Source organism: Halopenitus malekzadehii, assembly GCF_900108505.1.
Lineage (GTDB): Archaea > Halobacteriota > Halobacteria > Halobacteriales > Haloferacaceae > Halopenitus > Halopenitus malekzadehii.
This window is the reverse complement of record NZ_FNWU01000001.1, coordinates 826,173-849,551: the sequence shown is the minus strand read 5'-3', so window position 1 is coordinate 849,551 and position 23,379 is coordinate 826,173. Positions and strand designations below refer to the sequence as shown.

General features: G+C 60.5%; 13 protein-coding genes and 2 pseudogenes. 7 read left to right on the top strand and 8 right to left on the bottom strand.

Features of this window, described 5'->3' with window-relative positions:
- Positions 1–109 precede the first annotated feature (109 nt).
- Positions 110–1,264: a scyllo-inosose 3-dehydrogenase gene (gene iolM / locus BLW38_RS04170; protein WP_092814669.1), complete on the top strand. Its 1,155-nt coding sequence runs from the start codon at positions 110–112 to the stop codon at positions 1,262–1,264.
- Between the two features lie 96 nt (positions 1,265–1,360).
- On the opposite strand, the gene BLW38_RS04165 is transcribed toward iolM, so the two are convergent.
- Positions 1,361–2,470: a Gfo/Idh/MocA family protein gene (locus BLW38_RS04165; RefSeq protein WP_092814666.1), complete on the bottom strand. Its 1,110-nt coding sequence runs from the start codon at positions 2,468–2,470 to the stop codon at positions 1,361–1,363.
- 185 nt (positions 2,471–2,655) lie between these two features.
- Positions 2,656–3,462: an aldo/keto reductase gene (locus BLW38_RS04160; protein ID WP_092814663.1), complete on the bottom strand. Its 807-nt coding sequence runs from the start codon at positions 3,460–3,462 to the stop codon at positions 2,656–2,658.
- A 413-nt stretch (positions 3,463–3,875) separates the two neighbouring features.
- Here BLW38_RS04160 and ppc point away from each other — a divergent pair, with 413 nt between their 5' ends.
- From ppc to BLW38_RS04140, 4 genes and pseudogenes are all read left to right on the top strand, one after another.
- Entirely contained in the window at positions 3,876–6,566 is a 2,691-nt protein-coding gene (gene ppc / locus BLW38_RS04155) for a phosphoenolpyruvate carboxylase (RefSeq protein WP_092814660.1), read from the top strand.
- 375 nt (positions 6,567–6,941) lie between these two features.
- Positions 6,942–7,175: pseudogene (locus tag BLW38_RS16730) on the top strand (RNA-guided endonuclease TnpB family protein); the annotation flags it as partial.
- A gap of 119 nt (positions 7,176–7,294) precedes the next feature.
- Positions 7,295–8,851 (top strand): ATP-binding protein, encoded by a 1,557-nt coding sequence (locus BLW38_RS04145; RefSeq protein ID WP_092814657.1) that lies wholly within the window; start codon positions 7,295–7,297, stop codon positions 8,849–8,851.
- A gap of 132 nt (positions 8,852–8,983) precedes the next feature.
- Positions 8,984–9,196, top strand: a complete 213-nt coding sequence (locus BLW38_RS04140; protein WP_092814654.1) for a hypothetical protein — start codon at positions 8,984–8,986, stop codon at positions 9,194–9,196.
- 175 nt (positions 9,197–9,371) lie between these two features.
- Here BLW38_RS04140 and BLW38_RS04135 read toward each other — a convergent pair whose 3' ends face one another.
- The 6 genes and pseudogenes from BLW38_RS04135 to BLW38_RS04110 form a co-directional block, all read right to left on the bottom strand.
- Positions 9,372–9,845: a metal-dependent transcriptional regulator gene (locus tag BLW38_RS04135; protein WP_092814650.1), complete on the bottom strand. Its 474-nt coding sequence runs from the start codon at positions 9,843–9,845 to the stop codon at positions 9,372–9,374.
- Positions 9,846–10,038: 193 nt separating this feature from the next.
- The gene (locus BLW38_RS04130) at positions 10,039–12,936 is read right to left on the bottom strand and encodes a UvrD-helicase domain-containing protein (RefSeq protein WP_092815643.1); all 2,898 of its coding nucleotides are present in this window, start codon (positions 12,934–12,936) and stop codon (positions 10,039–10,041) included.
- Positions 12,929–15,523 carry a PD-(D/E)XK nuclease family protein gene (locus BLW38_RS04125; RefSeq protein WP_092814647.1) on the bottom strand — a complete coding sequence of 865 codons (2,595 nt, stop codon included), beginning with the start codon at positions 15,521–15,523 and terminating at the stop codon, positions 12,929–12,931. The genes BLW38_RS04130 and BLW38_RS04125 overlap by 8 nt, the downstream gene beginning before the upstream one ends.
- A gap of 546 nt (positions 15,524–16,069) precedes the next feature.
- Positions 16,070–16,296: pseudogene (locus BLW38_RS16790) on the bottom strand (hypothetical protein); the annotation flags it as partial.
- A 77-nt stretch (positions 16,297–16,373) separates the two neighbouring features.
- Complete coding sequence (locus BLW38_RS04115; RefSeq protein ID WP_092814643.1) at positions 16,374–19,493, bottom strand: amidohydrolase family protein; 3,120 nt, start codon at positions 19,491–19,493, stop codon at positions 16,374–16,376.
- Positions 19,494–19,609: 116 nt separating this feature from the next.
- Positions 19,610–20,284 (bottom strand): helix-turn-helix domain-containing protein, encoded by a 675-nt coding sequence (locus BLW38_RS04110; RefSeq protein WP_092814640.1) that lies wholly within the window; start codon positions 20,282–20,284, stop codon positions 19,610–19,612.
- A 101-nt stretch (positions 20,285–20,385) separates the two neighbouring features.
- Between BLW38_RS04110 and BLW38_RS04105 the strand changes: the two genes are divergently transcribed.
- Positions 20,386–21,618 carry an AAA family ATPase gene (locus BLW38_RS04105; protein ID WP_092814636.1) on the top strand — a complete coding sequence of 411 codons (1,233 nt, stop codon included), beginning with the start codon at positions 20,386–20,388 and terminating at the stop codon, positions 21,616–21,618.
- The gene (locus tag BLW38_RS04100) at positions 21,618–23,378 is read left to right on the top strand and encodes a 5-methylcytosine restriction system specificity protein McrC (protein ID WP_092814632.1); all 1,761 of its coding nucleotides are present in this window, start codon (positions 21,618–21,620) and stop codon (positions 23,376–23,378) included. Before BLW38_RS04105 ends, BLW38_RS04100 begins: the two co-directional genes overlap by 1 nt.
- Position 23,379: the final 1 nt, after the last annotated feature.

The window sequence follows — 23,379 nt, the reverse complement described above, 5'->3', positions numbered from 1 at the left end:
TCGCCGATCGACCGTCGTGGGCGACGCGCTCGCCGGAGCCCGGCCGTCCCGGGATCGACCGCGATCCGGATTCGGTATTCTTATGATTGGTTGTGATGAACCCCGTGGTATGCGATCCCTTATAGTGGACGCCGAGTGGGACCCACGGCCGGACTACGACGTGTCGGACGACGAGCGCGAGTCACGGACCGCGATGAACGCCTCACAGGTGTGGCGTGACCCCGAATTGCGGGTGGTCGACCGGGAGCGACCGACGCCCGACGACGACGAGGTGCTCGTTCGAGTTCGGTATGCCGGGGTCTGCGGCAGCGACGTCTCGATGATCGAGACGGACGAGGACGGCTACGTTCATTACTCGGCGTATCTCGGGCTTCCGAACGTGACCGGTCACGAGTTCGCCGGCGAGATCGTCGAGACGGGCGACGACGCGCGGCTGTTCGAGCCGGGGGATCTGGTCACCGCCGAGGTCACCGACTACTGCGGCCGGTGTAACACCTGCCGGCAGGGCTTTCACGGCCACTGTGTGAACTTCGAACAGATCGGGTTCACGATACCCGGCGCGTTCGCCGAGTACGTCGCCGTCCCCGAGAAGCTCTGTTGGGACGTCTCGGCGTTACGGGAGACCTACGAGACGGAGGACGAGGCGTTGCGAGCCGCGGCGACGATCGAACCGAGCACGATCACCTATCACGGCCTGTTCGTCCGGGCGGACGGGATCATACCCGGGGACCACCACGTCTACCACGGGGCGGGACCGATCGGACTCACCGGAATGAACGTCTCCCGGGCCGCCGGCGCCGGCGCGGTGATCGCCTTCGAACCCTCGCCCGAGCGCCGAGAGATCGCCCGGGATCTCGGCTACGAACACGTCTATAACCCGATCGAGTGCGACCCGGTCGAGACGGTCACCTCGATCACCGACGGCGAGGGCGCGGACGTCCACGTTGAGACCGCCGGCGCCGTGACCCAGACCTACCCGGTCATCGAGGACACGCTGGCGGAGGACGCCGCCGTCGTCCACATCAGCAACGCCGGCGCCGACCCCGATCTCGCCCTGCGGAAGTACCAGGGGAACGGCGCACAGCTCTACGGCTCGGAGGGACATACCGGCCACCAGGTCTACCCGCGGGTGATCCGGCTGATGGCTGCCGGACGGCTGGATAACCGATCGATCATCACCTCGACGTTCGACCTCGCGGACGCCGACGACGCGGTTCGGCAAGCGGCCGACCGCGTCGACGGGAAAGTGCTGATCGAGGTCTGATCGTCGGTCATCGGGGGCGGAGTCGGTCGTCGAGGACGAGTCGATCGTCAGCTCACGACTGCAGACGCCGAGACGCTCTCACCCGCCGAGACGTCATCAATCGTCGACGTGGAGTGAGCGGCGTTCGCCGTGCGCGTCGCTCTCCACGAGCGCATCGACGATCCGCAGGACCTCGAACGCCTCCGAAAAGGGAACCACGTCGCCACCATCGCCGGCGATCGCCCGGCAGAACTCGTAGTTCTCGTGAACCACCGTGTGTTCCCAGCCGATCGTATGGCCGGCCGGCCACCACCGGTCACCGTAGGGATCGTCCTCGTCGGTGACGAGGATCCGCTCGTAGCCGCGGCCGTCGGCATCGTGGACCTCGAGCTCGTTGAGTCGCTCGAGGTCGAACCGGATCGCGCCGTCGGACCCGATGACCTCAATGGTGTTCGACGCCTTGTGCCCCGTGGCGACGCTTGACCCCTCCAGGACGCCGATCGCGCCAGATTCGAACGAAACGGTCGCGACGTAGGCGTCGTCGGTCGTTACCGGCCGGGATCCGTCACCGTCCGGTGCGGGTCGTTCCGCAACCTGTGTGGCGAGACGACCGCTGACGTCGTCGATCCCGCCAACGAGCCACCGGACCAGGTCGATCGTGTGCGATCCGACGTCGGCGACCTGTCCGTACCCAGCCAGGTCGGCGTCGTTTCGCCACGTCCAGGGGTGGTCGGCGTCGGCCTGCCAGTCGCCGAGGTAGCTCCCGCGGACGTGTCGGACGTCGCCGAGCGCGCCCCGATCGATGAGATCCTTCGCGAGACGGAGCGCCGGCACGTACCGATAGTTGAACGCGCAGGCGGCGACCGCGTCGCTGTCGCGTGCGGCCTCGACCATTCGCTCCGCGTTCTCGAGGGTCGACGCCAGCGGCTTCTCACACAGAACGTGGACGTCCCGCTCAAGGGCGGCGATCGACGGGTCGGCGTGGAGGCCGTTCGGTCCGAGGTTGTACAACACGTCCACCGACTCGACCAGCGTTTCCCAGTCGTCGGTGGTGTGTGTGAACCCGAATCGGTCCGCGGCCGCCTTGACGCGTTCCTCGTTGCGCCCACAGAGCATGTGCCGTTCGACCGCGGGCACGTCGGGGAAGAACATCGGCAGGCGTGCGAGCGCGTTCGCGTGGGCCTTCCCCATGAAACCGTATCCGATGAAACCGGCCTGCAGCGTCATCGTGACCGCCTCCGTGGCGGACCCTGGGTCGTGGTCGCTGCCCCCGTCAGCTCGTTCACGGCGCCGTTACCGAGCAGTCCCTCGGATGGGCGTGGAAGCCACATATGGACCCGATCCGCCCCGATGTGCAAATAGGTACCGGGACCCGATCCGACGCGTCGGGACGGCCGTTCCGGCCACGTTCGTTACGACCACTCCATCCAGTCGGGGTCCTCACAGCGGAGTCGTCGATCGATGGCGTCGATCCGCTCGACGTCTTCCGCGTCGAGTTCGAGCGTGAGTGCGTCGCGGTTGCTCCGGATGTGGGCGGGCGTCTTCGAACGTGGAATCGGGACGACGTCCTTCGAGCGATGCCAGGCCAGCGTCACGATCGCCTCGTTCACGCCGTGCTTCTCCGCGATCTCGGCGATCACGGGCGAGTCGAACACCTCGCCCTGGGCGATCGGCGAGTAGGCCACGAAGTACGCGTCGCGGTCCCGAACGGCACCACGAAGCTCCTCCTGTGGCAAGAACGGGTGCATCTCGGCTTGAACCGCGTACGGCGGGGCGTCGAGAAGGTCGTCGGCGAGCTCCAGGTCGGCGGGCGTGTAGTTGCTGACGCCGAGGCGCTCGACGGGCCCCGACGCCCGGAGATCGTCGAGGACCGGCAGGACGGCCTCGATGTCCTCCGAGCCGCCGGGCCAGTGGTGATACAGGAGGTCGATCGTATCGATCCCCAACCGGTCACAGCTCTCGGCAACCCCCTCACGAACGTACGTCGGCGTCGGCTCCGGCTCCTCGAAGTGGGCGATCTTGGTGGCGACGAACAGTTCGTCCCGATCGACGTCGGCCCGATCGATGGCTTCGCCGACCTCCTCCTCGTTCCCGTAGAGGCGGGCCGTATCGAGGTGCCGATAGCCCGCCTCGATCGCCGTCACGAGCGCGTCGATCCCGTCCTCGTCCGTGAGGCTGTACGTCCCGAATCCGAGTCCGTATGCGTCTTCATCCAGCATACGTGACGGGACGGTCGAGTCATCCTTATACCTTCCCGTCTCTCGCCCCGCCGGCCAGCGGGAGGGACGACGATCGCTGCCGTGTTCGGCTGCCGTGGTTCGATCGACGCGTTCCGGGGCACGAGACCACCGCTGCCAACAGTTTGGGAGATACAAACACAATTCATCGCCGAACGTCGGTGGCGTGGGCCGATCGGCGGACGGTTCTCCGTCGAACGGGACGTCACGCTCGTCCACGTCTCGTTACACACATAATCTTGTAAGCTATGTCGTGTCTCGACCGCGTGAGCCGCCCGATCGTGACCGAGGTCGGCCCATCGTTCGTGAGAAACAAACTGAATTGGGCAGTCGGCGGATCCACGACGTCCCGATGGACAAAGGATTTATAACGTATACTCGGGATCATCTATGATATGGGACTCCATAACAGGAGCGTTAGCCGAGACGTTCGTGAACTCGGCACGCTGTTGGGGGACATCCTCGAGGATCAGACGTCCGCCGAGACGTTCGACACGGTCGAGTCGTGTCGCCGCGCGGCGATCGACTACCGCAACGGCGATCTGGAGTCGCGTACCCCGCTCGTCGACGACCTCACCGGGCTCTCGACGGACGATCAGCGCGTCGTCGCACGCGCGTTCACGACGTACTTCGAGCTGATCAACCTCGCGGAGGAGCGCGAACGGATCCGAACCGTCCGAACGGCCGCACAGGAGGGTCCCGTCGAGGACGGCATCGAAGCCGCGGTCGCCGAACTGGCAGCGGCCGACGAGGAGCTCGGCCGCGATATCCTCGACGACGTCCTCATCGAGCCGACCTTCACGGCCCACCCGACGGAGGCACGTCGCAAGACCGTGAAGTCGAAGCTTCGAACGATCGCGACCGCCCTGGAAACCCTCGACGAACGAACCCTCACCGACGACGAGCGGGACCGGGTCTGGCGGGAGATCGAGGCCGAGGTGACGAGCCTCTGGCAGACGCCGCAGGTCCGCAACCGACAGCCGGAGCCCGAAGACGAGGCGCGCAACGTCCAGTGGTACCTCGAGAACACGCTCTTCGACGTCGTCGGCGACGTCTACGACGCGCTTGACGACGCCATCGAGGCCGAGTTCCCCGAGGAGATCGACGTGCCGAAACTCTTCGAGTTCCGATCGTGGGCGGGAAGCGACCGCGATGGGAACCCGTACGTGACCCCATCCGTGACCGACGCCACCTTACGGCGACAGCGGTCGGTGGTCCTCGACCGGTACCGGGAGCAGCTCGAACGTCTCGCGGGCGTGTTGAGCCAGGACGGGAGCCGGATAGACGTGGGTGAGACGTTCCGTTCGTCGCTCGAGGCGGATCGCGACCGGCTCCCGGACAGCGCCCGGACCGCCGCCGAGCGCTACCCCAATGAACCCTACCGGCAGAAGCTGAAGCTGATGCACGAGCGGCTCCGCCGCGTCGACGACGTTCGACCGGGGGGCTACGCGGACGCCGAGGAGTTCCTGGCCGACGTGGAGACCATCGCGGAGAGTCTCCGAACCGCCGGTGCCGACAGCATCGTGGAGACGCACATCGAGCCGCTTCGTCGGCGGATCGAGACGTTCGGGTTCTCGCTGGCGAGTCTGGATCTGCGGGATCATCGACGGAAACACACCGACGCGATCGCGGAAGCGCTGGAGTCAAACGGGATCGACTATCGCGATCGCTCGGAGACGGAACGCGTCGAGTTCCTGACGGACGCCATCCTCCAGGACGATCCCGTTCTCGATCTCGGCCGGACCGAGTCCCTCTCGGCGGCGGCAGCCCGGGTGTTCACGCGCTTCGACAGGCTCGCCGACTGGCAGGACGAGTACGGCACCCAGGCGATCGACACGTACTGCATCTCGATGACCGAGGAACCGAGCCACGTGCTCGAGGTGCTCTTCCTGGCCGACCAAGCCGGCGTCATCTCGCTGCCGGACCACTCGGGCCTCGACGTCGTGCCGCTGCTTGAGACCGAATCCGCCCTCTCTGGTGCCCGTCGCATTATGGGCACGCTGTTCGAGAACGAGGCCTACGCGCAGGCGCTCGACGCCCGCGGGCGGACCCAGGAGATTATGTTGGGGTACTCGGATTCGAACAAGGAGAACGGGTTTTTGGCCGCGAACTGGTCGCTGTACCGCAATCAGCGCCGACTCGGAGACATCTGTGCCGACCACGACGTGACGATGCGGCTCTTTCACGGCCGGGGCGGGTCGATCTCCCGCGGCGGCGGACCGATGAACGAGGCGCTTTTGGCCCTGCCGAACGCGACCGTGACGGGACAGGTCAAGTTCACCGAGCAGGGGGAGGCGATCGCCGAAAAGTACGCCAACCCCCGGATCGCCGAGCGCAACATCGAACAGATGCTGAACGCACAGCTTCGGGCACGCAAACAGGCGATCGAACGGCCCACCGAGCCGGTTCGCGAGGAGTGGATCGACGCGATGGAGACGATGGCCGACGCCGCCAGAGCGGAGTACCGCGACCTGCTCGAGAGTGAGGGATTCGTCCGCTACTTCGAGCAGGCGACGCCGATCACGGTGATCGAGGACCTCGATCTGGGGTCACGGCCGGCCTCCAGAAGCGGCGAGCGCACCGTCGAGGACCTCCGGGCGATCCCGTGGGTGTTTTCGTGGACCCAATCGCGGTGTATCCTGCCGGGGTGGTACGCGCTCGCGACCGGGATCGATGCGTACCTCGAGGACGGCGGGTCCGTCGAGACGCTCCAGGAGATGTACGACGAGTGGCCGTTCTTCCGGACGACGCTCGATAACGCCGCCCTCGCGCTGGCCCGGACCGATCCCGAGATCGCCACCCGATACGCGGAGATGGCCGACGCGGATCTCCGCGATCGGTTCCTCCCGCGTCTCACCACCGAGTACGATCGAGCGACCGAACTGATCACCGAGATCGGCCGGCGTGAGACCCTCTACACCCGTGAGTGGCTCGGCGAAAGCCTCGAGCTCCGAAACCCCTACGTCGATCCGCTGCACGTCCTGCAGGTCCATCTCCTTGACCAGGACGATCGGACCGACATCGAGGAGCGCACGCTCCGGTTGACCGTTAAGGGAATCGCCGCCGGGATGAAGAACACGGGGTGAGGCCGTACTCGGGAGTTCGGCATCATTGGTCGCGACGTTCAGTATCGTTGGTCGTGGTGACGAGACGAGCGCGAGCGCCCCGGATCGTGGCCGTGATGGAGGCAGCGCTCGGCCCATCTCGTGGTCGTCGACGCCGACGGGGACGACCCGCAGGAGTATGTCAGTAAATATTTATGTATTTGGTTGTATACTATCATTTATACTATATTTACTGTATGCCCCACACTCTATTGCGTGAATTATTGATTAAATGACCCCTATATTCCAAATATTTTGGATAAATTGACATTCTAGTATATAAAATACTAAAGTAATACTAATAACCATCGAGCGGAAGATGGAAAATATAATAATAACTTATATTTAATAATATGAATAAACATTGCAGACCGCTACCGTAGTGGAGAGACTCACCGCCGAAGCGACCGGACTTCCCGGCAAAAGACCGGTGACGATGACTCGGCTACGGATGGGGCCTCTTTGACCGGGCCACAAGACAGCCAAGCCGTTAACGAATCGCTTCGAGATTCGTTCGCACACCAGAAATCAAAGATTTCTGGGGACGATGCTGAAAACCAGCAAGTGACGCATGGAACGTATGCGTCTTGAAACCAACAGGCCGCTTCGCTCGGCCTGAAATCCCGTGGTGGGATTCCTCCGCGTTTACGCGGAGGAGGAGGTCAATGGGCCACACAACTTTCATACGAGTTGACTGAGGACGTTCCGATATGGAGTCCGTTGCGTATCGAGACCAAATCTACGAGATATTTGCCGATCCGAACACCGAATTTGAGACTCAAATTACGCAGGCACTCTCTACGGGTACTGAATTTCTCGACCTCTCTGTGGGCTTTTTTACGCGTATTATTGACGGTACGCAGAAAATCCTTCACGCGACTGGAGATCACCCGTTGATCCAGCCCGGCGAGAGCTGTCCGCTCAACGAAGCGTACTGTCGTCGAACCATTGAAATCGATAGCCAACTCGCCATCGAAGACGCTTATGCGTCCCCAGAGATCTCCGACACCGCTATTGAGACGTTTGATTTAGGCGCGTACATCGGCGCAAAAGTCATCGTCGATGGTGAGGTGTATGGGACGGCGTGCTTTGCCGATACGGAGCCACGCGACGATCCCTTCGTTGACGCAGAACGGTTCTTCGTCGAACTGGTCGCGCGACTCGGTGGGCAAGCCATCGAACGACGACGATACGAACGAGAACTCACACAGCGCGAAGAACGGTTGAACGAACAGCGAGAGATATACCGAGCCGTCATCGACGCCAATTTTGATTCCGTCTTTCGCTTCGATACCGACGGAATGTTCACGTATGCCTCTGAAAGCGTCCGGGACCTGTTGGGCTATTCGCCGGCGGAACTGATCGGTCAACCGATAACGATCACCCATCCGGACGCACAGACCAGCGAGCGGGCGTTGAAAAGTCGCTCACAGATACTGAGCGGGGAGCCGGCCGAAGCTCGAGATCTGCCACTACAAACGAAATCGGGTGACATCGTCTACACGGATATTCGCGGTGTCCCAGTCTACGACGGGGGCGTACCCGAGTCGGAACGCTCAGAGGACGACATCGTCGGGATACAGCTACTGATCCGTGATGCAACGGAACGTCGTCAGCGCGAAGGACTCATCAGCGTGATCAACCGAGTGCTCCGGCACAACGTACGAAACGAGATGACTGTGATCCGAGGTTGGGCCGATATGCTTGCCGAAGACATGGACGGAGAGCAGGCTACCAAAGCGACAGTTATCAGGGCAGCTGCGACGCGGTTGCTTGACCTGACAGAATCCGCACAGCAAATAGAAGAAAACCGCGATATTTCGCCCGAGTTGGAACCGACGGACATCATACCGCTGGTCGATCGTATCGTCACTGAGTGTGAAACACGGTATTCGGATGTCTCAATAACTGTTGACGCGCCGGACAAAGCGATCGCGGAGACGCTTCCACGCGTCGAAGTGGCGTTATTTGAACTTGTGGACAACGCCGCGAAGCATGGGGGGAGTCCTGCATTTATCGAAATTGATGTATATGTGTCCGATCTACAGGTGATCTGTCAAATACGCGATGACGGACCGGGACTTCCGAATGCAGAACGGGGTGTCTTAGAGACAGGCGAAGAGACACCACTCGTCCACGGACAGGGGCTTGGACTGTGGCTGTGTTATTGGATCATCACGACGTTAGATGGGACAATCGAAGTCACAGAATTCGATCGAGGGACAACAATCGAGGTTCATCTGCCGACACCATCAGGGAGTAGATGACAGCCAGATGTGATACAGCGTTCGCCTGTACTGGGCGATTCTCGGGGGAGCAACACACGTATGCTAATCGTTCTATGACACGCAGATGTTCTAAAGGAAACACACATTCGTCCGTCTTCGATAATCGTTCGTATGGACCCTCTACGAGGTCTGTACGAGCAGCTTGATGATCGAGTTCGTGACCTCTCTCGTGTTTCCTACGCTCTTCTCGTTGGATTCGTCTCTGCCGTGGGCGTATTTGTTGTGGGGCTCCTACTGTCTGATGATGGCAGTTTTGGACCGGTAGTAATGGGAATAACAATGGCTGTCGTCTACTACGCTTTTGACCCGAATAACACGGACTGATGCGACCACCTCCTGTACTGAACGATTGGTGGTGTGGAACTATCAATTGCTGTGGGTTTCAACAAGGCCAAACGATCGGGTTCGACATTGACGGACCGAACGGCGACGATCGGGTTCGAAACCGGCGGCCGAGCGGCGACGGCTGACGATCCCGATCCCGCATCCTCATCACGGATCAACGATCCGCTCGGTTCTCGGCCGTTCCGTCCGCCTCCGGGCACAGGTCGAGACAGGGCGAATCCGTCACCTCCCGGATCGTGGAGATTCCGTCGGCCGGAAGCGTGAACGCGATGTCGATCGCGGCCCGGTGGTCCAGCTCCGCCGCGAACTCCGACTCGAAGTAGGTCGATACGACGCAGACCCGGGCGGCGAGGTCCGACGCGATCGCGTCCCCGTGGCGGGTGAGGGTCACCCCGTGGTACTTCTCGTGGTCAACCAGTCCCCGATCGTCGAGTTTCGAGACCATTTCGGTCACGGTCGCGGGGGCCACGTCCAGGACGGACCGGATCTCGCCGGTCGGCACCCGTTCCTCGTCGTCGGCGTCCGAGAGAACGGCGACGGCGAGGAGATAGTGTACACCCCGCCGCTCCATCTCCGGGAGCGTCGACATCGACGACGGCACAGATCGCGTCCCAGTGTCGAACGACATACGTGACGATACGGGGGCACCGCTGGTGGGTCTCTCCCCGAACTCGTTCGTTCGACCGATACGAGGCGTCACACGATCGAAACGGAGCCTCCGGTTCGTCCGTGGAGGTTTCGGCGGCGAAAACCGAATGCCATCGCGACGAACTCCTCGCGAAACGCTTCGAGATGGCCTCGTGGCCTCGACGCCCTCGCAGTTACCGGATCCGCGGATCGTCACCACGGTCGTCGTCCGTTTCGCCGACGTCGACGAGTCCTTCGAGGTCCGCGATCGACAGCGGGTCGATCGCGACGCGGTCGCCGTCGGCGGTGTAGTAGATGGTCGTCGTGACTCCGCGGTCGGGGTACGCGTGCTGGACGACGTGATAGTAGACGCTCACCTGCTTCCGGTACTCGGCCTCCGCGTGGCGGCCACGGTCGGTTTTGTAGTCCACGATCGCGACGCGGTCGTCGGTCACGTGAAGCAGATCGACGATCCCGGCGATCGTTACCTGCTGCCCATCAACCGACACCGGGAGGGAGACGTGCTCCTCGACGCGGAACTCGCCGGGCAGCGAATCGAGGAACGTCTGTACGTTCCGCTCGTCGGGAGTGGTTGGCTCGACGGCCTCTCCCATCGCGTATCGTTCGGCGAAATCGTGGACGCGTGTGCCGAACTCCATCCCCTTCCCGTCCTCCACGTCGCTGAATACGCGATCGTCCATCAGCGAGTGGGGGGACTGGCCGGACGGCATCTCCGGAACCGGTACCGAAATCCGGAATTGGGTCCGCTCCGTTCCGCCCACAGCGACGTCCTTGACGTCCGGCTCGACCACCGACGGCTCGAGCGGGAGGTTCTCGAAGAGCGGGCTCGGCGACTCTCCAGCGGAGAACAGCACGTGGCTCTCCGCACGCGTGATGGCGACGTACAGCAGTCTGCGTTCCTCGTCGTACTCTCGGCCCAGACATCTCGAGAGGATCCGATACCGCCAGCTATCGTAGAGATGGGGCCGACCGTGCGCATCGGTGTAGCGCTTGCTCTGTCGGAGACCGACCGGCTCCTCGTAGCGAATCCGATCCGCGCCACCACCGGCCGGCGGGAACCGGTGCTGGTTCATGTTCGCCATGATGACGATGGGGTGTTCGAGGCCCTTGGCGGCGTGAATGGTCTGCACCGTCACCGAGTCGCCGCCGGGGTTGTCCGCCACCTCGTGGGTAGCGTCGGCGTCGAGACTCCGTTCGAGGAATCGCACGATATCGCCGCGGTTGTGGTGGGTGCTGTCGAAGGTGCCCTGTACCAGCGAGACGAGCCCGTCCGCGTACGCATCGTCGAATCCGTATCGATCGAACACCCGACGCGCGATTCCGCCGATGGTCTCCGCCGCCGCGAGTCGGTCGCGGAACGCGACCATACTCGTGGGATACGCGCCGGTATCGAGGACGTGCTTCACCTCGTCGAGCGTGTAGCCAGCCTCCTCGAGGACGACTGCCCAGCCGCGCTTGGAGTCCTCGTGTTCGAGGATGCGCAGCCACGCGAGCAGGAGAATCGACTGCTCGGTTCCGAACAGCTCGACGCCGCCTTCGTACGCCACGGGAATCCCGTAGTCCGCGGCACAGGCCTGTAACTCGCGCCCGAAGTCACGCGTCCGCGTCAACACCGCAACGTCGTCGTATGTCGGCGCTCGCAGGTCGCCGTCGTCCGCCTCGTCTCCATCATCCTCGACGGCGTACTCGCGATTGCCGACGATCTCCTGTATCCGCGTCAGGATCGCCGCCTGCTCGTCCTCGCCCGTGAACGCCTCAATGGTGCTGTGGTCGTGCTCCGTTGTCGCTGCGAGCGACGTGATGTCGTCCCGTATCTCCGGGTCGACCCCCTCGCTTCCCGTCGCCGGGAGCGTGAGGCTGTGTTCGGAGAAGTCGAGGATCGATTGCGTCGATCGGTAGTTCTCGACCAGCGCGATCTCGTTCACATCGTCGACGGGGAACTCGACCCGCGTGTGGTCGCCGTTGAGCTCCCGCTTGTAGGTCCGGAGGCGTTCCTCGAAGCGACGGATGTTGTCGACCGAGGCGTACTGGAACCCGTAGATGCTCTGCTTCCAGTCGCCGACGACACAGAGGTTGTCCGTGCCGGCGAGCAACAGCGCGAGCTTGAACTGGATCTCGCTCGTGTCCTGAAACTCGTCGACGAGCACGTGGTCGAACTGAACCGACTCTCGAAGCGAGTGATCCTCGCAGAGCATCGCGAAGGTGAACATCAGCAGGAAACTGAAGTTCAGGTAGTTTCGCTGGAGCGCGAACGCGATGTACTCGAGGTAGATGTCGTGGACGAACGCCTTCAGGTCGTCACGGTCTTCGTCAAACGCTCGGCTGGCCCACGCGTCGTCGATTTGCGGATAGCCGTCCCGAAGTTTGCCCTCACTGGGTGCGTCTGGCTCGTAGCAACGATCGCGCTCGAATCCGCTCAGACCGTCGCGCAAGTCCGACTGAGTCGCGCCGTTCGCGCCCTCGTTCGGCTCGTTGGCCTCATCGAAGAGCGTCTTGAACTCCTCGTAGTCGCCATCAAGGAAGGACTCCCCATCTCGAAACCAGCCCTCGTTGGTCGGGAAGACGCCCTTGGCGGCGAGCTCCTTGATCAGATCGAGGAGCGATGTCGCGTCGTTGAGCGTCCTGAAGGAGTCGTGATACTCGGGGTGTGCCTCGATGAACTGGTCGAGGAACTCGCGGAAGCGGTCTTCCTCGATGACTTCGTTCTCGAGGAGCTGCGTCGACGACGTGATCCGGTCGTCGATGCCGAGACGCGTCGGCGCGTCGAACCCATGGCGGATGAGCAGGTCGTGGCAGTACCCATGGAACGTGTTGATGGGTGCATCCCGTAGCGCAGACATCGAGTAGTCGCAATTGGCCACGACGCGTTCCTTCATCTCGCCCGCCGCGTTGTTTGTGAACGTGATCAGGAGGATGTCCTCTGGTTCGACGTCTCCCCGTTCGAGGAGGTTCGCGTAGCGGCGAGTGATGGTGAAGGTCTTGCCGGTTCCGGCACCGGCGTCGACGACGTGGATACCGCTCGTCGCGTCGATCAGCTCCTGCTGTCGGTCGTTCGGCTCGTACTCAGTCATCGTTGTGGAGTCGTCCTCGGTCATCGGTTCGGATCAGGTCGCGGTGGGTGACTCGATCGACATTCGGTTCCTCGACGGGGAACTGCGACGCACGATACTGGTTGATTCGATCGATCTGTGCGTCGAGGAACGCCTCGAACGCGTCGACCTCGTCCTCGAAGTAGTTGCGACCGCGAATCCGCACGAGCTTCTTGAGCGCGGTCTCAGTGCCGTCTTCGACGTAGACGTAATCACCGACCTCCGCTTTCGCGTACTCGGTGAAGCGGGCCGCGAACTCGGTGGCGAGCAACTCGTCGGTATCGTCGGTCTCCGGGAAGTCGTGTCGCTTGAAGAAGGATTTGTATGCGTCGTACCCCAACCGTTCCAGCGTCTTTCGCCGGTCGTTGCTCTCGGCAACGCCGTCACAGAGCGCATCGAACGCCTCACGACTGCCGACATACGTCCCGAACGACATCGGGTGGTAGGTGACCCGGACGAGGGCGTCCTCGAGATCAGGCTCCCCGGCGACGACGTCGTCGACCAGCTCCAGAACGTGGAAGAAGACGAACTCGAGGCGCTCATCCGGGTGCTCCTGCCGATGGTGGGCGAGATAGAGCAGCGCTTGGAAGTCGGGCTCGTCGCTGATCGCCTCGATGTCCGACCCTGAGACGACCGTGGACGCCGACGTGCGGCCGCCGCTCTTGTAGTCGAGAAGCGTGTCCGGCGCGTGTATCAGGTCGACTTTCCCCTTGCCGCCGAGGTCTGGATTCTCGAACCAGCGCTCGGTGATGGGCGAATCGATCGACTTCCCGAAGTGGTCGGCGAAGAAGTTGTCCCCCTCCTGTCGTTCGTAGTGGCTGTACTCCCGGTCAGTAGGTGGATCAGCGGCGACGAACTGCTCGATCGTGTCGAGGCCGATTTCGAACTCGGTCTCCAGCGGTTCCAGTTCGACATCGGGGACATATGGTCGCATCTCCGCCAGCATCAGGTCGACCAGCGCCGAGCGGTCGGCACCCTCGATCACGTCGGGGTGATTGACGTAGAATTCGGCGTAGTCGTGGAAGAGATTCCCCTTCTGGAAGTACTCACGGTCGGGGTTGTCGACGATCCTGTCGAAGTAGTAGTCCCGCGGGCAGTTGATGAACGTGTTCAGGCTTGACTGGCTGACCACATCGATCTCGCTTGGCGCGACATCGATGTCCTCCTTCTCGAAGCCGGCGTCGCCGTCACCACTGAGACGAGTGTGGGAGATGTGTGGCAGGTCTGCGATCGTCTCGAAGTCGTCGTCGAGGAGGTCGTGGAAGTAGAGACACGGGGTGACGGGCTGGCCGGCACTCGTCTCCTGTACCAGATAGTACTGATCGCGACCGTTCTGGAGGAGAATTTGGAACTGTCGAAGGTACTGCTCGTCCGTCGCGTCGGCGTCGATCCACGGGCGGTCGAGAATCCGATGCGTCCAGTCCACGTCCATCCCGAGGGAGAACACGACCGGGCGGTCGACGTAGGCCGCGGCGGTGGCATCGGCCAGCAGTACGCCCGAGTCGTCGTGGTCGACGGGCACGTCGAACGACTGAAGGTAGAACTCGAGGTCATCAATCGAGTCGCTCGTCACCCGATCATCGTGGAGTCCGAGTGCCCGCAGTTCCTCGTGGAACGCGTCCAGCGACTTCCCGCTCCAGTCTTCGAACGTGGCCACCGTCTCGCCAAACGTGTAGTCGCCGATGGTTCGGCAGAACTCTTGCAGTGGACGGAGATCCTCATGGTCGAGTTCGTGGAGGAACGTCTCGTCGTCAACGACGGATGGCGGACGACCGAGATGGGTGAGGATCGGTCGAACGTCGCTGACGCGTGCCCGCGAATCGCTGTGCGCCGTGCGCAGTAACCTGAGGTACGTGCGGATGGTCTCGTCGTCGGTGAATCCCGGCCCGCCGTAGAAGGGGATGCCAGCCGCCTCGAACGCGGATTCGACGAGGGCGGGGTACTCCCCGCCGCCGTCCATGATGATCGCGACGTCGTCGGCGGTCTCGGGCGAGACGTTTTCGACGACGGCGTCGACGATCGCGGTCGGGCCGTCGAAGACGTGGAACTCAGGCAAGTCGAATTCGTCGTCAGCAAACGGATCGATCGCGTCGTAGTCGTCCGGGAGCACCGACTTGTCGAGCGCCGTGAACTGCTTCTCGCCGATGACCGCGACCGACGTTCCATCCTCGATGCGATACTCGGCGAGGTCTCGATGGGAACTCTCGGCGGACTCGACCACCGAAATAGCTTGGCGCGTCTCTTCGGCATCGAACCGATCGTAGTCGAGAATCGCGCGCAGGTCTCCGGTTTCTTCCCAACAACCGAGGACGTTCTCGAGGAGATGGGCGGCGTGTTTGTAGCGTATATCCGTCTCGTTGACCAGTCGCAAGAACAACGAGCGGTCGTCCTGCGGGTTGAGTTCCCCCGAGGCCAGCATCCGCGGCGTCGCCGCAAAGCGGCCGAGACGTGGCCGATCGAGGCGGCGGTTCAACGCAAGGCTGAGCGGGGAATCGGTCGTCAACACGAGATCGTAGTCGGCGACCGCGTCGTAGAGTGCGTCGATGGATCGGGACCGTGTGACTGCCACGGTGGTACTGCTCGCGTGGCTCCCAAAAAGGTTGAGTGGTACTCCGGGATGGAGGGTTCCTCACGACGCGTTTCGATCCATCGATGCGCATCTCGACCTCGGTTCCCGTGCTTGCCGTCGCGGAACCGGCCGAAATCACCCTCGACGCCGTCGGGATCCGTGGTATGTGACACGTCCAAGCTCTGTTGGCCGTCGACTGGATCGGCACGGCGTTCCAGTGGCGTCTCCGCGGGGATTTTAACGTTTATCGAAGCAGGGAGGCTATCGTGCCGAGTGTCTTGGGATTCGTCGGCTATTCGATCGTGATCGTCGTCGTTGCCCTTCCAACCGTGATCGCCCATTCAGGCATCGGTAGCCATACGATATCCTCGTTCACCGGCGTCGACCAGTTCCTGATCGGCTTCTTGGAACGGTCATCTCGGTCGTGTTCGCGTGTCTCGTCGGTCTCGGATCGATGTCCATCGCACGGGACCGCGTTAGCGGCTACCGGATCGAATAGACGAGTGTTTGGACTGTCGGGAACTGATTGGTTGTGTATTTGCTATATGAGTACCCGCTGGCGGCGTCCCCTTCGTACTCGTACTGCGAGAGCCCGTCGGCGATCGTAGCATCGAACCCACCGACCTCCGTGTGCTCCGTGGAGCCGTCGAAGACGCTTGCCGGGGCGGCCGTCGAGGCCGCCCGAACCGACGACAGCGAATCGCCCGGAAACGCCTCGACGAGGTTTGGGCGCGGCGCTGGCTCAGTTTGGTAACTTCCTCGACGACGACCATACTAGGCTGACGGACAAGGGCTCAAAAAACTGTTGCGACCGCCGGGACGCTCCGACCGGCCGCTAGGGTACATTCACCTACGAATCATTCGATACAAAGAGGTCAAGTAGATCGTCAATCGTGTACAGGTCCCCGTCGGTCATCGTCATTTGTACGTTCATCGCCGTACTGATATCCTCCAACGGATCGCCGTCAACAAAGACCATATCGGCTAGTTTTCCTGCCTCAATGGTACCAAGATCATCATCAACGCCTTGATGCTCGGCTGCGAACCGGGTAGCCGTCAATAGCGCCTCGTGCTCGGAGAGCCCATACTCTACCATCGGTCGGAGGTTCGCGTGTAATTCCACACCATTGTAGGTCAGCGGCACGTCAGTTCCTGCGACGACTAACCCTCCATTATCGATGATCCGCTTGGCTCCACCCACGTTCCGGCAGAGACCTGAAGTGCAATCGGGATCGTCTGGATATTCTTCATTGTTCGCGGTGGCTGCTAGCAGTCCTTGACGGCGCCAAGGTGGGAACAATTCAAGCCGCGGATCATCCTCGAGATCCTCGCTGAGGATGAAACTGTTATCGAAGAACGTGGTGATGGTCCAGCGTCGATCTCCTGTGGTGTGGAACTGAACATAATCTTCATACGACTGGTTCGTCGCGGACTCCGCACGTGAGAACCCAAACCGACTGAACTCATCCATATGTGTCGTCCCGTTCTGCCCAAGTTGAAGTCCCGGGACAACGTAATGCGATCCGGCCGGGACACCGAGTTCGTCGTGGGCAAACTCTACCACATCGTCCGTCAGCGTGGCGTTCAGTCTTTCGTAGGTCTTTAACGAATCGTACTCGAGCTCTCTGGCTCGCGACAGTTCCAGCTCAAGCTGATCGGAACTTCGTACCATTCGGTTGGTCGGGAACATCGTCCGCGATCCGTCGAGCAATTCACCGGTCATGAAGTACCGCGGCGCGATTCGTTCGTTGGCGGCGTTCGCTTCGCGATCGTGGACCGCGTGGTAGGCGAATGCTGCCCGGTCAACGGTTGTCGTCACACCATATGCAAGATTAACGAGCCCCTGACGGGCGCCGAACAGTTCCTCGCTGTAGGTTTGGTGGTTGTGACCGTCCCATAATCCGGGAATAACGGTGAGTTCGGATGCGTCGACGTACTGACCGTTCGGTGGTTCGGTATCCGTTTCAACACGTTCGATCCGGTTACCGGCGATCTCGATGGTAACGTCTTCTTTCAACTCCGCATCCTTTCCATCCCACATTCCCCCGACATAGACGACCGTTCGACCATCTGGGTGCTGGCGCTGATACGTAAGTTGGAGAGGTATATCCTGTGTTTCAGTGCCGTCATAACGGACTTTCTTTAACTGTCCGTTGTTCAAGTACAGTAACCACTCCGAGTCACCGCTCCAAGATGGACCATCTGTCACCTCGTTCGTGATCTCCCTCGTTTGACCAGTTGGATCGCCGTTTTCGTCCACTGGCATCACCCGAAGCGTACTCTCAACGACGAACGCCATATACTGTCCATCCGGCGACCACACCGGCCCATCGTTATTTCTCGTCGCAACTGACGCGAACTCTTCACCTGGTGGATGAATGTCGGTCTCACCAGAGTCAACGTCGACAGTCAGGATTTGGTTTGTTCCGAAGAGTCGACCGCTTGGTGTGAAACGTTCGGTGAATGGAACGTTTACCGTCATCGCGAGCGTTTGCCCGTTTGCCGACCAAGTGGGTGCACCCGGAGCGAACTGGGCTCCCAAGACAGTACGTGGCTCTCCGTCGGCTTCAACGGTATCGTTGTCAACATTCACACCGATCGTGAACGTGGCACCGTTCTGATTCTGAAACGCGAGTTCTGAACCGTCCGGCGCCCACGTTGCCTTGATAGCTGCTTCATCTTTCAGCGAGGTTATCCTGTGATGAGAGTCCGTTTCCGTGTCATATGCGTAAACATCCTCCGTCCCTGCTTTGTCGGATGAATACGCAAGGAATCGTCCATCAGGATGCCAAGCCGGAGCTGTCTGATAATATTGGTCTTCGGTAACACGAGTCGGTTGCTCTCCGATCTCCATCGTCCAGAGATCGTTCAACGCAATGAACGCGACTCGGTCTCCGTCGGGGCTTAAAGCAGGTGTCTGGATACCCGTGACCGCTTGCTCGTTCCGTTGATCGAACTCGTAGGACTTACGCTCGTAATCGAGTGTCGGTAGATCGAACGTTGTTGTGAAGGGGATGTCCGTGGCGTCGCCGGACTCTGCGGTGACGTCTCTGGTCTTAATCTTCCCATCCGCCGTATACAGTAATTCGTTTGCTGACTGCCAGTGGGGGGGTAACGGAAACACGTCTTCATTGGCAGTAACCTGTTCCCCGTCCACCAGTAGGTCCGCCTCACTCCCGGCGACTTGGACGTAGGCCAGATCGCCATTCGGCCCCCACGATAGCGCGCGGAATCTCTCTCCCTCCCCGGCAGTGTAGAGCGTTCTTGACGTGTTCTCCTCGATCGAGACCGCTTTGATCGTGTTACCGGTCTCCGTAATGTATGCGATCTCCGAACCATCAGGTGACCACGTCGGCAGATAATTTTCAGCGTCCGTGTCGGTCAGTTGACTAACCTCACCAGTGGCAACGTCAAGTAACCAAATATCATAACCCATTCCTTGATCCGACGCAAATGCGATGGTACTCCCGTCTGCTGACCACGCAGGTTCCCGTGCGTCCCAATGTGGGTTATCGGTTAGTTGTTCTATATTGGATCCGTCCGGTGCCATCGTATAGATGTCGTAGACACCGTCTGCATACCCTTGGAACGCAACTCTCTCGCCGTCTGGACCGTAGGCAGGATACGCTGGCTCCAGTTCAAGATCGGTGATCCGTTCGGCTTCCCCACCATCGCCCGGAAGTCGAAATAGGATTCCGGCGTGGTCGAGGATGAGCGTCTCGCCGTCAGGCGAACCAGTGACCGCAATGTTTGTCCCACTTGTTACTGTGACTTGGTTTCCGTGTTCGTTTGTATTGGGCGTTTCAGATGGATTCTCGGTGTCAGTCGGACTATTCCGTGTCGGCTGTTCCGCCGGTGTACTTGTTGATCCGCAACCGGCAACTGATGCCCCGAGTGCGGTTCCGAGTAGTCCTAACTGTCGCCGCCGAGTCAACCGATACTGCCTATGGGATGCCTTCTTGTCAGGCATAGGTACACGAATTGGGAGAACATAGAAGAGTGACCTCGTTTACAGGCTCAATATTTTAAATGGTCGATCGGTTGAAAAGCACAGATCCATCAGGGATATTGATCGCAAAGTTGGTATCAGACACGGTTGGCAGACGTATCCCGTTCAAACGACGCACGGATGAGTCGTTGCTGTGCTCGTCTGAGGCGTGTGGATACCGCCTGTGTTGAGATACCGAGTTGATCTGCAAGGCCCTTCAGAGTCGTATCCCTAGGCACGTCAAAATATCCTTGTTCGAGGGCTATAAGCAGAGTTTCCCGTTGTTTGCCTGTCAGCGGTTGTGAATTCTTCTTATTTTTATCAGAGAATTTATCTTCTTGATAGAGTGCGCACAGCCGGAATGGTATATCTCGTGCGAGACAGTCTTTCCTAAAATCCGACAGCGAATCCTTGTTTGGGAACAGCGCCCGCATTTCGAAGCCCTTCTTGGTGCCAGTCATATGAAAGGTGAGAATGTCGTTATCCCATACCACCTGATACGCAAGATGATCTTCCGCCCCGTTTCCTAGTGTCACTAAATAGAGACGCCGCTTGCCGACCTGGGTGAGCGTAGAATACTCACAGATGAATTGGTTTTCGTCCATAACCTCTTCAAAACACTGAAAATCATCCCCCCATGCCCAGATCATTGATTTATATTCGCCGTTCGTTTCTGGATAGATGACTGGATTCTGAATTTTCATATCAGGAACTTCAGCCATCACTTGACGCAATATTGGTGTGTCGACGATGAATTCAGCGATCAATCCCATAGAGATATATTATCACAGTTAATAAAAAGAGTTGTCTCTATCGGGCACAAATCCCGATCGTGAGTGGGATTTTATATACTCCCCACCACCTGTATCCGATAATGAGTGACTCGTCGGACGATGGCTACACGGTAGCGAACGCGAAAGGTGAAGTCGGGATTCTCCGCCGTGTACCCGACGACGTCGTCGAAGCGATCCGAAGCGCAGAGAACGAAGACGTACTGGAGTTTCTGATCGAAGACGAGAAACTCGATGTGATTCACGACGGCGAGCGTGGTCTGGGACGGGTTCGACGTGCGGTACTCGAATCCCCACTGGCGTCAGACGGCCTCAAGCGTATCGTAAGTCTCCGCGGCGACGAAACCCCCGAAGAGATACTCGTCCCGAACGACGTCGAGCGGAACGCGAAAGTCGCGCTCGAAGCCGGGAAGCCGGTCGTCCTGTACGGACCGACCGGAACCGGGAAGACGACCTTCGCCAAGCAGCTCGCACGTGAGACCGGAATCGGATACACGCTCAATACCGCGACACCTTCGTGGACGCCATCGGACATCATCGGCGGGATCAGTCCGGACTACACCGGTGACTCGCTGAGCTACCGGACGAAACTCGGCTGCGTGTCCGAAGCCGTTCAGCGTGCTCGTCGGTTCGATGTCGAGTACGGCGTCATCCTCGACGAGATCACGCGGGCGGACATCTCGAAGATCTTCGGCCCACTCTACACCGCCATCGAGAACCCACACCAAACCATCTTCGAGACCGACGAGGGGGAGACGATCGAACTCGACGAACGGGTGAACATCATCTGTACGATGAACATGTCCGATCGGACGGTGAACGAACTCGACAACGCGATCACCCGTCGCTTCGCGATGATCGAGCTCGACGAGTACGAGGAGGACAAGCGCCGACGGCTGTTCAAAGACTGGATCACCACACACGTCACCGACCACACGGACCTCAGCGAAAGCGAGATCCTCCGCCTGTTCGAGCGGGACTACCAGGGGATTAACCACGGCCACGAATCGACGTCGCAGGGGTCGATCATGCGCTTCGGTCCGATGCATTACCGCGACGTCGCCGTCTTCCTCGGGGTCGGCTGTCGGGAGGGTGGCGAGTACGAGTACGACCAGGCGGACGCGGTCGGACAAGCCTTCCGGACGTACATCGTCCCGCGACTCCTGAACGCCGCCGCATTCCCACAGATCGAGCGCATCGCACAACACTACCGCGCAATGAACGGGGAGTGCGAGGCGTTCGATCTCGCCCCAGCAGCTGAGCTCGCCGAACGGGAACTCGAACAGGAACGTCGCCAGATGGGCTCCTACGAGTAATGAGCACCGTTGACGAAGTTTACGAGTACGGGCAAGACACCTTCAACGTCCCTGAGCGCGGAGAGATCCGGATAGAGGGCTGTCCGTCGTCCATCGGGGACCAGCTTCGTCGCGCGTCGTTCACACAGCAGAGTCCCGGCGTCTTCACAAAGAGTCAGGCGGCACTCGACGGCGATCAGGAGTACGAAGTCGTCACGGTCACCGTAGACGGCGACGAAAACGAAATACTCCACGTCGAGGCGACGGACATCATCGGCGTCGTGAGCCTTACGCCGTCGTCGAAGGTCCAGGTCGATCCGAAGATCGACTGGGAGCACATCTTCGATATGTTGCTGGCGGTCTACGACCAGAACCGTTCAATCGAATACCACGGGATCCCGCTGCAGGACTTCCTCTCCGACGACATTCACCTTGACGACGTCTTCGTGGTGCTGGCGATCAACTACCTCGATGGGTTAGAGACGATCCACCGGCAGGGGTACATCCGCGACTTGGTCATCCGTCGGCTCGACAGTCTGGATGGACGGGGCGAGATCGACGTCGAACAGACACTTTTGAACCACGCTCGCGGGACACTGGAGCCACACTGGATCCGCAACGAGACCGAGTACGACAACGCCGCGAACTCGCTGCTCCACTACGCGGGGAAGACGCTGCTTCGGCTCTTCCGACAGAACTCTCACGAGAATGACCACCCTGCATACGACCGAATCTTCTCAGAGGTTCACCGAGAGGTGGAGCGCCTGGAGAGTATGGGTGTTAGCAGCGGGTTAGACCGGATGGACGCGTATCGACGCCTCTCGCTTAGCGACCTCCCGAAGCAGCGCCGGTACTACCAGAAGGCGTTCGATGTCGCCAAGGCGGTGATGTCGTCGTCACTCGGACAGCAACTCAGAGACGGCCCGCGGGAACTGGTCGTAGACTACGTCTTGAATATGGAGTCGCTGTTCGAGCAGTACTCACAGGTCGTCATCGAGCGCGAACTCTCGTATATCAAGTCTTACGACCACCTCGGCGGCCTCGACGACGTGACGCCCGTCCGGTCACCCTCCGTGAATCCGTTCGAGGGTGAAGGCCAGATCTACCACGAACCGGATCACGCGCTACAGGAGGGCGACGAGACTCTAGCTGTACTGGACTCGAAATACTACGCAGAAGGCCACGACCCGGTGAAGGAGTCTCCGTCCCGATCTCGGTTGTTCAGCTACGCCTACCTTCTCCACGCTGACCGGCTCGCATTCCTGTGCCCGCTACTCGAACCGAAGCGTCGTCGAGTCGCCCAGACCGGAGCCGAACTGCAGATCGTCTCACCCGAGCAGTCGTTCACTCTGGATGGATACGGCGACGTCGTCCACAACTACCTACACGACGTCTTCGTCGAGAAATCTGCTGAACTCGAAGCCTTCAGGGCTGTCGCAGAGAATCGCCTGTGTCTCGACGGTGTCGAAGAGACTGCCCTGAGCGAAGCGACATCGATGAGCGGTCCGTTTACGTTCAAAGATACTCGAGATTTCTCGCTTCGTGTTCTCAAGGCCGCTGCCGACGAACACTCGTGGGAAGTTCGCAATCGGTACGACCTAGAGCAGGACGGTGACTGGACGCGAGAACAGATCGAGACGCGCTGTGAACAGCGCTACGAGCATACGACGACGTGCGTACCGGTGTTCTGTCGCGAGCACGGGCAGGAGTGGATCGACCTCTACTTCCTCCAGAACGGATCCGATGAAGTGGAGAAAGAAGGCCCGCTGAAACTGCTCTAGC

What these genes read in the sequence shown, in the direction of transcription:
- BLW38_RS04135 (WP_092814650.1), bottom strand. Translation starts at nt 9,845, where the DNA reads ATGTCGTTCGACACTGGGACGCGATCTGTGCCGTCGTCGATGTCGACG.
- BLW38_RS04140 (WP_092814654.1), top strand. Translation starts at nt 8,984, where the DNA reads ATGGACCCTCTACGAGGTCTGTACGAGCAGCTTGATGATCGAGTTCGT.
- ppc (WP_092814660.1), top strand. Translation starts at nt 3,876, where the DNA reads ATGGGACTCCATAACAGGAGCGTTAGCCGAGACGTTCGTGAACTCGGC.
- BLW38_RS04105 (WP_092814636.1), top strand. Translation starts at nt 20,386, where the DNA reads ATGAGTGACTCGTCGGACGATGGCTACACGGTAGCGAACGCGAAAGGT.
- BLW38_RS04145 (WP_092814657.1), top strand. Translation starts at nt 7,295, where the DNA reads ATGGAGTCCGTTGCGTATCGAGACCAAATCTACGAGATATTTGCCGAT.
- BLW38_RS04100 (WP_092814632.1), top strand. Translation starts at nt 21,618, where the DNA reads ATGAGCACCGTTGACGAAGTTTACGAGTACGGGCAAGACACCTTCAAC.
- BLW38_RS04130 (WP_092815643.1), bottom strand. Translation starts at nt 12,936, where the DNA reads ATGACTGAGTACGAGCCGAACGACCGACAGCAGGAGCTGATCGACGCG.
- iolM (WP_092814669.1), top strand. Translation starts at nt 110, where the DNA reads ATGCGATCCCTTATAGTGGACGCCGAGTGGGACCCACGGCCGGACTAC.
- BLW38_RS04160 (WP_092814663.1), bottom strand. Translation starts at nt 3,462, where the DNA reads ATGCTGGATGAAGACGCATACGGACTCGGATTCGGGACGTACAGCCTC.
- BLW38_RS04165 (WP_092814666.1), bottom strand. Translation starts at nt 2,470, where the DNA reads ATGACGCTGCAGGCCGGTTTCATCGGATACGGTTTCATGGGGAAGGCC.
- BLW38_RS04115 (WP_092814643.1), bottom strand. Translation starts at nt 19,493, where the DNA reads ATGCCTGACAAGAAGGCATCCCATAGGCAGTATCGGTTGACTCGGCGG.
- BLW38_RS04110 (WP_092814640.1), bottom strand. Translation starts at nt 20,284, where the DNA reads ATGGGATTGATCGCTGAATTCATCGTCGACACACCAATATTGCGTCAA.